Source organism: Microbulbifer variabilis, assembly GCF_056232115.1.
Genome location: NZ_CP174325.1, coordinates 4,125,581 through 4,137,597, shown reverse-complemented (window position 1 = coordinate 4,137,597; position 12,017 = coordinate 4,125,581). Strand labels below are relative to the sequence as shown.

The 12,017-nt window shown below is 50.5% G+C and carries 10 protein-coding genes; 5 read left to right on the top strand and 5 right to left on the bottom strand.

The features are described from left to right. Positions 1–39: 39 nt before the first annotated feature. The 5 genes from ACJJI7_RS18415 to ACJJI7_RS18395 form a co-directional block, all read right to left on the bottom strand. A complete protein-coding gene (locus ACJJI7_RS18415) occupies positions 40–384 on the bottom strand; it encodes a metalloregulator ArsR/SmtB family transcription factor (RefSeq protein WP_020412863.1) in 345 nt (114 codons plus the stop codon). Positions 385–403: 19 nt separating this feature from the next. Continuing rightward, the gene (locus ACJJI7_RS18410) at positions 404–823 is read right to left on the bottom strand and encodes an arsenate reductase ArsC (RefSeq protein ID WP_282953425.1); all 420 of its coding nucleotides are present in this window, start codon (positions 821–823) and stop codon (positions 404–406) included. A gap of 104 nt (positions 824–927) precedes the next feature. Next, positions 928–1,743 (bottom strand): exodeoxyribonuclease III, encoded by an 816-nt coding sequence (gene xthA / locus ACJJI7_RS18405; protein ID WP_020412861.1) that lies wholly within the window; start codon positions 1,741–1,743, stop codon positions 928–930. A gap of 85 nt (positions 1,744–1,828) precedes the next feature. Then, entirely contained in the window at positions 1,829–3,928 is a 2,100-nt protein-coding gene (locus ACJJI7_RS18400; protein WP_020412860.1) for a carboxy terminal-processing peptidase, read from the bottom strand. A 788-nt stretch (positions 3,929–4,716) separates the two neighbouring features. Continuing rightward, complete coding sequence (locus ACJJI7_RS18395; RefSeq protein WP_282953426.1) at positions 4,717–5,259, bottom strand: lipocalin family protein; 543 nt, start codon at positions 5,257–5,259, stop codon at positions 4,717–4,719. 268 nt (positions 5,260–5,527) lie between these two features. Here ACJJI7_RS18395 and ACJJI7_RS18390 point away from each other — a divergent pair, with 268 nt between their 5' ends. The 5 genes from ACJJI7_RS18390 to ACJJI7_RS18370 all read left to right on the top strand — a co-directional run bounded on the left by ACJJI7_RS18390 (position 5,528) and on the right by ACJJI7_RS18370 (position 11,957). After that, entirely contained in the window at positions 5,528–6,784 is a 1,257-nt protein-coding gene (locus ACJJI7_RS18390; RefSeq protein WP_282953427.1) for an FAD-dependent oxidoreductase, read from the top strand. A gap of 275 nt (positions 6,785–7,059) precedes the next feature. Then, positions 7,060–8,229 (top strand): Gfo/Idh/MocA family protein, encoded by a 1,170-nt coding sequence (locus tag ACJJI7_RS18385; RefSeq protein WP_444901538.1) that lies wholly within the window; start codon positions 7,060–7,062, stop codon positions 8,227–8,229. 223 nt (positions 8,230–8,452) lie between these two features. Then, complete coding sequence (locus ACJJI7_RS18380; RefSeq protein ID WP_282953429.1) at positions 8,453–9,514, top strand: sugar phosphate isomerase/epimerase family protein; 1,062 nt, start codon at positions 8,453–8,455, stop codon at positions 9,512–9,514. Positions 9,515–9,570: 56 nt separating this feature from the next. Then, entirely contained in the window at positions 9,571–10,890 is a 1,320-nt protein-coding gene (locus ACJJI7_RS18375) for an MFS transporter (protein ID WP_282953430.1), read from the top strand. Positions 10,891–10,946: 56 nt separating this feature from the next. Next, positions 10,947–11,957, top strand: a complete 1,011-nt coding sequence (locus tag ACJJI7_RS18370; RefSeq protein WP_282953431.1) for a LacI family DNA-binding transcriptional regulator — start codon at positions 10,947–10,949, stop codon at positions 11,955–11,957. The last annotated feature ends 60 nt before the right edge of the window (positions 11,958–12,017 follow it).

Here is a 12,017-nt window from a genome sequence, read left to right as displayed (position 1 = left end):
AGACAAATTTTTACAGTTAATAGGGTACTGTTAGGGCCATCAACAACACAGACTCGCACGTTCGGGCCTTTCCCCCATCTGGAACAGATTCCGTAGATCCTTGGCGATGAACTGCTGGTTTGCTTGTAAAGTGTCTTGAAGGATATTTTTTGTCCAGTCGCTTAGAGCTGGATTGATACGGTAGAAAACCCACTGTCCCTGACGCCGGTCTTGTAAAAGATCCGCGCTGCGTAAAAGGGCCAGGTGCCGGGAAATTTTCGGTTGACTAAGGCCTAGGGCAGCGGTCAACTCACACACGCAAAGCTCACCTTCATAAGCGATTAATAGAAGGGTGCGAAGGCGGGTATCGTCAGCAAGGCACTTATAAAACTGAACTGGATTCAAAGTTTCCCCCGGGCTTCTGTCAGGCCGCTTTGGCAGTTTTGGTTTGCACCAAGGCAAACAATTTAATGCGAGTGCTTAGCTCTCTCACCGTTGTGTAAAATGGCTTGAAGCAATGGCGCGTGGCCGGGTCTTCAAAGTCCCAAGCGATTATTTTGCTATGGGTGGGCGAAGGTACATACTCTCTTTGGCTTTTGTCACACAGGGTGATCACCAAGTCAAAACTCTGGTTGGATACTTCATCCAGAGACTTGGAATACAATCCTTGTATGGGTATCCCAAAGCGTTTCAAGGCGCTGATTGCCCGAATATCCACGGGTTCTGGGCTGGTACCTGCACTGGCAACTTCGAAGAAGCCCCCGGAGTGATAACGCAGTAGCGCCTCAGCAATAATCGATCGGGCTGAGTTCCCAGCACAGATAAACAAAACCCGCTTCTTCACAGCGTTGCACCTGCCAGCTTTATCTCTTTCTATTATATATGGAAAATCATATATTCAAAGAGGAAAAGAACCGGGAACAGATCCCGGTTTTCATTAGAAGGTGGTTAGAGCTTAAATTCGGCCCAAACCGGGGCGTGGTCAGAAGGGCGCTCCATAGCGCGTATATCGTAATCTACTCCAGTAGCGATGCACTTTTCCATGAGAGGGTTGCTAGCCATGATCAGGTCGATACGCAGACCACGCTTGGGATCGCGATCAAACCCGCGGCTGCGGTAATCAAACCAGCTAAACACATCGTTAGTTTCTGGATTAAGTGCACGAAAAGTGTCCACCAATCCCCATGCCTCGATTTTCTGCAGCCACTCGCGCTCCTCTGGCAGAAAGCTGCACTTGCCGTCGCGAAGCCAACGCTTGCGATTGGGCTCGCCAATACCGATGTCGAGATCACTGGGGGAAATATTCATATCTCCAATTACCAGTACTGGAGCATTGGGTTTGCAGGTGGTCTGCAAAAAGGTATCAAGGTCTGCGTAGTACTTTTGCTTGGCCGGGAATTTTACCGGATGCTCGCGGTTTTCACCCTGGGGAAAATAGCCATTAATCACTGTCAGCGGCTCCTTGCCACCGATATCAAATTTACCCATAACCATACGGCGTTGGGCATTTTCATCATCAGTGGGGAAGCCGTACTCTCGATCGACAAAGGGAAGGCGTGAGAGTAGGGCGACGCCGTAGTGGGTTTTCTGGCCAAAGTAGATCAGCTCATAGCCAAGGTCCCGGATCGCATCTACCGGAAAATCTTCATCGGTAACTTTGGTTTCCTGCAAGCCGATTATGTCCGGCTTATGGCTGTCTACCAGTGCCTCCATCTGATGCAGGCGTGTACGAATGCTGTTGACGTTAAAGGAAACGACTTTCATTTATTCCCCCAAAAATAAAAAAGGCCGGGCTTGCCCGACCTGGAGTTACTAGCGGAGCAGGCACGCAAGGCGCACCTGCTACAAATTAGAAGTTCGCTACTTGAGGCGGGGCCTTGCTGGCCTTAGTGGCTAGCCCGATAAAGTCCGCCATTATATAGCCGGCTTCATTCAAGATTGGATCTTTTTCGAGCTTGATCTCAACCGGACCACCGATAGCTGCGACATCTTCTGACTCACTTTCTTCGTAAGCTTCGAAATTCTCGTAGGGTTCAAGACCCTTCGCATTGCGGCGGCGGTTTTCCATAGAGAGCAGGCGCTGGTTTACGTTCTCACGTTCCTGTTCGCGCATTACCTCATTGAGAGAAAGGTACTTCTTATCAGCGCGCTCGCTCTCAAATTCGAACTGGTCGCGCAGGAAGATAAAGTCCGGATCAGATGCCGTACGCTTGTTGTGCTTGGTCATCAAATTGGGAATCAGAGTCTTCAGGTTGAAGTACTTTGCATGAGGCACGGCATGGATGCGATCCCAGGGTAGAGCGGTATCGTAAGCGCTCTCCCCAACGCTTTCAGCGTCAATCAGCTGTGGCATGGGGATATCCGGTTTTACCCCGGCGTGCTGGGTGCTGTCACCGGACACGCGGTAAAACTTGGACTGGGTAATCTTGAGCTGTCCCTCTTTCAGGGGTGCCATGGTTTGAACCGTACCTTTTCCGAACGACTGGTTGCCGACAACCAGGCCGCGGTTGTAGTCCTGGATAGCCCCGGCAAAAATCTCAGAGGCAGAAGCTGACAGGCGGTTGATCAATACCATCAGCGGGCCGCGGTACATAGCACGGGAGCGTGAGCGGTTATGCCGCGAAATTTGCTCATTGGCATGACGGATCTGCACCACCGGTCCCTGGTCAATAAACAGGTCGGTGAGCATGGTGGCTTCTTGCAGCGAGCCACCGCCGTTGTTGCGCAGGTCGAGGATAATGCCATCGACATTCTCCTCTTTCAGTTCACTCAACAGCCTGGCCACATCACGAGTGGTGCTTTTGTAGTTGGGGTCACGGCGGCGATAGGCATCAAAGTCTATATAGAAGGTCGGCAGGTTGATCACGCCAATCTTGTAGTTTTGGCTACCGTCGGAGAATTCAAACACAGCTTTCTTAGCCGCCTGATCTTCCAGCTTCACTTTGCTGCGTTTGATCAGGATGGTCTTGTGAGTGCCGTCACCGCCCGTCGGGATCGTTTCGAGACGAACAAAAGTGCCGGCCTTACCGCGGATCAGGTCAACCACATCATCCAGGCGCCAGCCTACGACATCGACCATCTCACCTTCTTTGTCCTGGCCAACACCCACGATCTTGTCGTTGGGCTTTATTTTGCCAGTGCGATCAGCCGGGCCACCTGCAACCAAGCGGGCCACCTTGGTGTACTCCTCGTCTGCCTGAAGTACAGCACCGATGCCCTCCAACGAGAGGGACATGCTCATATTGAAGTTTTCCAATGAGCGCGGGGACAGGTAATTACTGTGAGGATCATAGAGGCGTGTGAGTGAGTTCATATAGAGCTCAAATACATCATCGCTATTCTGCTGCTCGAGACGCTTCTTCTGGCCTTTATAGCGGCGCTCCAGAAGATCGCGTATCTCCTCGTCGGTTTTTCCTGTGAGACGCAGGTTCAGAACGCTGCTTTTCAGGCGTTTACGCCACAGGTCATCGGCAGCGCTGATTGATTTCGGCCATTCACTTTTCTCTCGATCAAGTTCCAGTGACTCATCGCGAGTGAAGTCAAAGTCTGGGAGGCCTTTCTCCAGTTGGGACAAAATATTGTCGAGGCGATCGCCCATGCGCAGGCGGAAGCGATTGTAAATTTCAAAGCCCGCTTTTACGTCACCAGCGCGCAACTGGTCGTCCATCCTGGTTTGCCACTCACGAAACTCATTGATGTCTGAGTTGAGGAAGTAGCTTTTGGTGGGGTCCAAAGCATCAATGTATTCATTCCAGAGGTCTTCTGACATTTCGTCTCCGACCTTTATTTTGTTGTAGTGCAGCATTTCGAGTTTGCTGACTATCTCTCTGGCGGTGCTGCCCTGGTCCTTTTCTGGGGCCAGGCGCTCGGCCTCTGCCAGAGCGGTTGTGGAAAGCAGGCCAATGACCAAGAAGCCGGAAAATAGTGCGGCGATCCGATTGGTAAGCATAGGGAGTCTCTTTATACGTCCTACTTCATAGGAGGCCAGCCTTTATGGCTTGGCGACCTATAGCTTAGGACAAGTATAAAGGCTGAAAGCTCCGAAGGGCATGAAATACCTCTATTCAGAGATAGATCCTTCCCGCTTTGGGCAGATTTAGCAAAATAGATTTCCCTTTTTCTTGTCGCGTAGGGCATTTTTTCTCAATTATGAACGACAGATATGTATGGTCATCACCATAATCACTACTGACTTCGACCACTAAATAGTCAATCTGATCTATCTGACCGCCCGGTTGTACACCCTGAACGTCAACTGGAGTAACTCCCAGGAGGTGTCAGAAAAGAGCCGCAGGGTTGATCAGCTAATAGTCCCGCTCTGATACATCTTCTGGTGCGCGGGTGTCCAGTGGAACTGGGCACTGGAGCGTAAACCATAGTGTTGAACTGACAGCGATTGCTGTCACCCCTCTCGAGCCCCGGTTTTAGTGCACCCACAGAACTCCAGTCGATTGGCAGCTGATGAGCCATACGGCCAGTTACCCGCTGGGTGGGTCTTGGTTGATCATTTTTTAGTCGGGAAGTTTGTCTGCTTTGCAGGGGGGAGGACTATTTCCTGGGGGTAGGGTGCCACCTGTCAGTCTGGTAGCCAGGGAAAATTAAGCCTTTATTTTCTATAAATTACTTTCAATATACATCGTAACTATATGAATATTATAAATTAAATAAAGTTAATGTAATTTATTAAATTAACGGGGCGCGTGAGCAGGAGAAGCCCACGCGCTAATGAAAGAGAGCCTAATGTGTTGGCTGTTTAGTCATTATGATGTGATCGATATTGTAGCCATGCTTAGTGACAGCAAGACCAAGCAGCTCATCAATAATTGATTCATCCAGCTGGGGAGATCGACTCAGGAGATAAAGGCTGCTGCGATCGGGATCACCTACCAGTGACCACTGATAATTTGGGTCCAGCTCCAATATCCAGTAGTCGCCAGTGGACTGGCCGTTAAAGAATGAGATGGCAAGTTTGCTATTGGTTTCATCAATAGGAACACCAGTGCCTTGCACGCTAATAGGGAACCCGTATTTCGGGTGCAGGATTCGACAGAAGTTGAACACGCTGATGCTGCCGTCATCATTCAGCCCATAGTCCGCGGTTACAGCGGTGCATGCGGGTTGGAATATCTGTGGAAGCCTGGCAATTTCATACCACTTACCGACATACTGATGAACATCCACGTAGGGTACTGTCTCAAGCTCTGAATCTCCCTCCGCCCAAGAGAACTGAGCAGCAAAAGCCAATAGAACGATTCCCAAACCTTTTGCAAAGCCATTCATAGTTACGCTTCCTTGTTGATTGCTTGTTCAATCACTACTGCTGTAGTGCCGTAGCGACCCCCTCTTTACGGAGAGTTAACTGGAACGGATTAACTAATTTGCTAGTGGGGTGAACTTTTCACATTAAGTTCACATATTCTTCGTAATAGACCGAAAGAAGGATGGGAACTCAGTATTGATAGGGAGAGGGCAGGCTACTATTTACCCAGCAACAGAGAGTTTAAAAGGCTTATTGAGGTCACTCCTTTCAACTTAAATGGATTCACCTATGTCACAGACTATCCCTGTTGATGTTTTGATTCTTGGTGGAGGGATTCAGGGAGTAACCCTGATGAGACAGCTGATACCAGAGTATTCGGTGATACTGGTCGATGACGAGTTGGGTGATGCCGAATCTCTGCATTTCCACGGTTACTTCTCCTCTGGTTGGAACGCCGCGAACCCCCAAGCTGCTGAGATTTATAGGACAGCCGCGCAGCATTGGCACAAAGAACTTGCTAATAGCGGTGTGAATAGTCGAATAACAGATTTCCATGCAGCGCTGACTCCAGACTTTCTAAAGACAGTTGAAGGTAACTGGGCTGGAGCGGCTATTCCCTCAGAGGAGGTGGAACTGCCGGAGATCTTTGATCCGGACGGTTTACCACCAAATCGCAGGTTCAGATTTCCTGATGATCTTGTTTTCGATGGAGCCGCAGCCTACCTCAGTGTCAGCGAGCCCATGAGAAAACATATTTATAGTGGACGGCTGGCATCATTTCAGCTCGCGGGCTCAGCTATTGAACAGGTAGCCCTGGATATCGGTGGCCGCTCTTGCGAAGTAAGGCCAGAGCTTGTGATTTCTGCCTGCGGTGCGGGCAACGCAGAGGTGATTCGGCAGTTGGGTGTGGCGGAAGAGCAGGTACAAAATGCGCAGCTAGTACGGCCTCTGCATATGCTTTTGGCTCGCGGTCCCAATATTCCCCCGGTTTCAGCTTTCTTGATCGACTTGATAGTGATGTACCACCCACTGGAAGGTGGGGAGGGGCTTTGGATTCTTACACTTAACCCAGAAGTTCCCAAGTTCAAAGCGGGTGTTGTCGATATGTGCATCCCACCAGAAATAGAGAATGATCTACTTTGTGCATCTTTTAAGCGCCTTTCCAGTGCGATGGTGGCCTTTGAGGCCTGGGCGCAGGGCTGCCAGTGGTCGGTATATGCAGGCTGGAAAACTGATGCACCAGGGCCAGATGGTGATCTGTTGGTGCAGTTGGAGTATCCCACTCCGTATCAACTGGACGATTTTGGTCTGCAAAACTTCCTTGCAGTGTGGCCAAACCATTGGGGATTGGCCGCTAACGTCGCTGAAGATGCTGGGAAGTGGGTGCGTACCAAGCTCAAAAGCTGCCACCCCCAGCCGGGCGCCGACAGTGGATTACCCCCAGGCCCGGGGATCGGCCACCCGATAGAGAATAGGTGGCAGAGCCAGGAGCTTAATTGGCAATCCTGGGAAGACTTCGCCCGAAAAGTGGGTTACCACGACTGATTATTAACACCTCGAATGAGTAAACCAGTGTAACTCCTCTGCACTCGTGGATATTGGTACCCTGATCTCTGGGGAAAATAAACAACATGCAATGAAACTGTCGCTTGCAACTGTAAGTTTTTTCTGTATCTTAAAAACAAATGTAACCGGTTACATTTTCTGAAAGGGTTCTTGGAAGAAGTACAAGACCTGAGTATGGAGGCAAGGTATTTGGCCGGGTAGAAACCCAAAACAATAAGAACCAGGTTGCCAGAGGCAGCTATATGGGAAGTGGTATGGGAAAAAAAATAAGAATGGGCATGGTTGGTGGTGGAGAGGGTGCCTTTATTGGCGCAATCCACCGTATGGCTGCTTCCCTTGACGGTGAAATAGAGCTGGTGGCGGGATGTTTTAGCAGTAATCCCGAGCGTGGCCGTAGCAGCGGAGAGAAGTTGGGCCTTAACCCCGAGCGCGTTTACCAGAGTTATGAGCAGATGTTTCTGGAGGAATCCCAGCGTGCTGTTGATGAGCGCATAGAGTTTGTTTCCGTGGTAACACCCAATGATTTACATCTACCAGTCTCTATTGCTGCACTGCGGGCGGGGTTTCATGTTCTTTCCGATAAGCCAGCCGCTTGCACTCTTGAGGAAACTCTTGCGCTCAAAAACGAGGTCGTGCGGAGTGGCCATCTCTACGGTTTGACTCATACCTATGCAGCTTATCCACTTGTGACGCAGGCCAGGGCAATCTTAGCCAGGGGAGAGCTTGGGCAAGTCCGCCGGGTAACTGTTGCCTATCCACAAGGCTGGTTGGCATTGGCTGGTGACTCCAGCGGAAGTAAACAAGCCAGTTGGCGAACAGATCCCACACGCTCGGGAGAAAGTGGCTGTTTTGCCGATATTGGTACCCACGCTCACCACCTGGTCGAATTTTTTACCGGTCAGCGTATCTCTGAGGTCTGTGCGGACTTGCAATCGGTAGTCGACAAAAGGGCGCTGGATGATGATGGCGCGGCGCTATTTAAATTAGATCAGGGTGCGCGCGGCACCCTTACAGCCAGCCAAGTCTGTGGTGGGGAAGGGAATAACCTGAATATCAGTGTTTATTGCGAACATGGCTCACTGTTCTGGGAGCAGGAATCTCCTAACCAATTGCAGTTAAAGCGTAGGGGTCAGCCAGTGGCCTTTTTGAAGGCTGGTGCTGACTGTGAATATCTGGATGACGATGTCCGAGCTCTTTGCCGTACCCCGCAGGGGCATCCCGAAGGTTATATAGAGGCCTTTGCGAATATTTACCGCGACTTTGCAGCCCAGGTTCGATGCCGCCGGCAAGAACTGCCCATTAAAAATAGTTCTGTCGTTGGGAATATTGATGCGGGTGTCCGAGCTATGGCATTTGTACGCGGTGCATTGGAAAGCAGTCGCGCGAACTCTTCTTGGGTGTCTCTGGCACCGTATTGGGAATAGACAGCTGAATCGTACCGATTCATTTTCAAACAAGTTAGGAACCTCTGGCAGGGTGGAAGTCCGGCAGTTAGTACGGCACAGGGAGGTGTCGATGTCGGCCCAGTGCCAGTCCACTTTTGAAAAGGCAGCACTGTGTTTTTTCAAAAGGAGCAAACGGATCACCCAGGAAGGATTGATTGGTTGCAGAGGTAAATAAGTACAGCAGTAAAAAGGATAAGAATAAATGAAGGCACCCAGAATTCAGGGGCCCGGAATATTTCTCGCCCAGTTCCTCCCTCCGAGCGATCAACCAGCTTCGCTGGAGTCTATGGCCCGCTGGGCATCGGATCTGGGTTACAAAGGCATTCAGGTTCCCACTTGGGACAAGCGCATCTTTGATCTCGAGCTGGCCAGCGATAGCCAGGCTTACTGTGACGATATTCTGGGGGTCTGTGAGAAGGCGGGGGTGGAAATCTCAGAACTGTCCACGCATTTGCAGGGCCAGCTGGTTGCAGCGCATCCAGCGTATAAAGAGATGCTGGATATTTTTTCCCCTGAGGAAGTGCGAGGCAACTTGCCAGCCCGTGCCGAGTGGGCAAGCAATCAACTGATGTTGGCTGCTCGGGCCAGTGCGAACCTAAAGCTAAAGTCCCATGCTACATTTTCTGGCGCACTACTTTGGCATACTTTTTATCCCTGGCCCCAGCGCCCGGCAATGCTGGTTGAAGAAGGTTTTCGCGAATTGGGTCGGCTGTGGCGCCCCATATTGGATGCGTTTGACAGTGCTGGGGTTGATGTTTGTTATGAACTCCACCCCGGTGAAGATCTGCACGATGGGCTGACTTTTGAACGTTTTCTCTACGAAGTGGAGGACCATCCAAGAGCGAATATTCTCTATGACCCCAGTCACCTGCTTTTGCAGCAGATGGACTACCTGGCTTTTATCGACATCTATCACGAACGAATCAAGGCGTTTCACGTGAAAGATGCTGAATTCAATCCGAGTGGTAGGGCTGGAGTTTATGGTGGGTATGCTCCCTGGATTGAAAGACCTGGCCGTTTTCGTTCCCTGGGCGATGGTCAGGTGGACTTCCGCGGGATTTTCAGCCGCTTGACCCAATACGGTTACGATCGCTGGGCAGTACTTGAATGGGAGTGTTGTATTAAGGATCAACAGCAGGGGGCCAGTGAGGGTGCACCATTTATTCAGGATCACCTGATTACTGTGGCAGGGAAGGCCTTTGATGATTTTGCTGGTGCAGAAACAGATCGCGCGCGAAATCGTCGGATTTTAGGATTGGATTAAATTTTTCCAAACCAAGTGAATAACCAATAACAATAAATCATGCGGAGACTGGATAAATGAGTACGATGATAACGCCCCAGAACAAGAGAATATTCTTGGTGGGTAATCTCTCCATTTTTATGATTGGCTTGGGCATGGCTGTGCGGACGGTGATAGCCACTAACTTGCAGGAAGATATCTATAACCATATAGACCTAGCTAACTCCACCACTATGCTCGGTGAAGCAATTGGTATTACCTTTGCTGGATTTGCTTTCACACTTCTATTTGGAAGCGCACTTGTGGACTTGGTCGGCATCAAGCGAATGTTGATGCTCTCATCTATAGGTTATGTGTTGGGCAGTTTGCTTATTATTGCGGCATCTATGGTGACTCCAGGGGAGGGGGTAGAGAGTCTGGTTCTAGCTGGCCTGTTACTGACAGGCTTGGGCTGGGGTGCCGTGGAGGCAGCCAGTAATCCTATGGTTGCTGCAGTCGATCCAGAAAATAAAACGCAACGTTTAAACGTACTACATGCCTGGTGGCCTGCGGGCATTGTGGTTGGAGGATTACTGGGGTTGTCAATCTCTGCCCTCAAGCTTCCCTGGCAGTTGAACCTTGTCGTGTTGGCACTGCCGGCTGTTGTTATGGCCTGGCTTGTGGCTAAAACAGATTTCCCAGTTACTGAACGGGTTTCTTCCGGTATCAGTTATGGCGAAATGTTTAAAGAGGTATTCAAGCAACCGATGTTTATCCTGCTTTGGGTGTGTATGTGGCTGACCGCCGCAACCGAGCTGGCCCCTGGGCAGTGGGTAGACCTGACCCTATCACGCGTAGTTGGCATGAAGGGTATCCTTATCCTTGTTTATGTCAGTATGTTGATGTTTGTGATGCGCCACTTTGCCGGACGGCTGGCAAAGAAACTGTCTCCTATCGGACTTCTATGGTTAAGCAGTCTCCTTGCCGCAATTGGGCTCTATTGCCTGGGTATGGCTAGGACGCCAGTAACTGCATTTTTGGCAGCGACTGTCTGGGGCATTGGTGTTTGTTATATGTGGCCCACTATGCTGGCCACAGTCTCCGAGCGTTTTGTGCGCGGAGGGGCATTGTTTCTGGGGTTGCTGGGTTTTGCCGGTGGTATGTCTATCCAATTTGTTCTGCCAAAGCTTGGGGCTATTTTTGACAATGCCAAGATTGAGGCAGCGGGGGGCTTGGAGGCCTTTGAAAAGCTGAGTGGGGATGAGTTGGATGCGGTATTGGCAACCGCTTCTGTAGAGTCATTCCAGTCTTTGGCAGTAGTCCCACTTATCCTGCTCCCTATTTTTGCCTTTATTTGGCTGTGGGATCGAAGGCAAACAGCCAATAAAACGGAAGCAGCAGTTACGGGTAACCAGTAGATGATATCCGTCTGTGCGAAAATAACCCCCTACTAATAAGAAATTAGCAGGAAACTATGTCAAATATTCGCGAAGTTGCACGTCGCTCCGGTGTATCGGTCGCGACCGTATCCCGGGCGTTAAAAGATCCGCAGATGGTTTCTCCGCGAACCAGAGAGCGGGTGCTTAAAGCCGTGGAGGAGGCCGGATACCGGCCGAACCTCCTTGCGCGGAACTTCAGTTCGGGAAAGTCATTCGCAGTGATGGTATTAGTTCCCAATATAGCCAATCCATTCTTTTCCCGGGTCATTCGCGGAATTGAGAAAGCGGCGCAGGATCAAGGCTATTCGGTGCTGCTGGGGGATACAAAAGGGGATTCCACCAATGAACAATTTTATGCAGGTATGGCGTTAACCAACCAAGCGGACGGTGTTATCCAGCTTGGTAGTCGTTATCCGTTTGCAGAGAAGGATGCAAACCTGGCTGCATCTGTTCCGTTGGTGAATGCCTGTGAGCGCATAGTAGAAGATGATCGGTATCCGGTGGTGGAGTTGGATAACCATGGCGCGGCACAGGAGGTTGCGCGGCACTTGATGGAGATGGGGCACCGCCGCATCGGGGTTATTACCGGGCCCTCGCAAAGCCCCATAGTCCGAGACAGACTGTCTGGGTTTTATGATGCACTAAAAAAACGTGGGTTAGGACTAGATCCTGAAATGGTTGTTCATGGGGAATTCACTATGACATCTGGACAGGAAGGCGCAGAGACTTTGCTATCTACTCCCCGTCGGCCAACTGCCATTTTTTGTATGAACGATGAGATGGCTATTGGTGCAGTGCATCAGGTGAAGAGGATGGGCCTCAGGGTGCCGGAAGATGTGTCTGTTACCGGGTTCGATAATATTGAATTCTCCCAATTTACAGATCCGCCTTTGACCACGATTAACCAGCCCGCGGAGGAGTTAGGCCGCTACGCAATGGAAACGCTGCGATTGATTATCGATGGTAAGCCATTGAAATCCAGCCGGACTATTTTGCCATTTGAGCTAGTGGAGCGGGAAAGCACAGCCTCTTGTCGGGACAACTGAGAACTGCAGGCTCCCAAGGACCGTTGCCTTGAAAAGCATGGCATTGATTAGATAACAGCC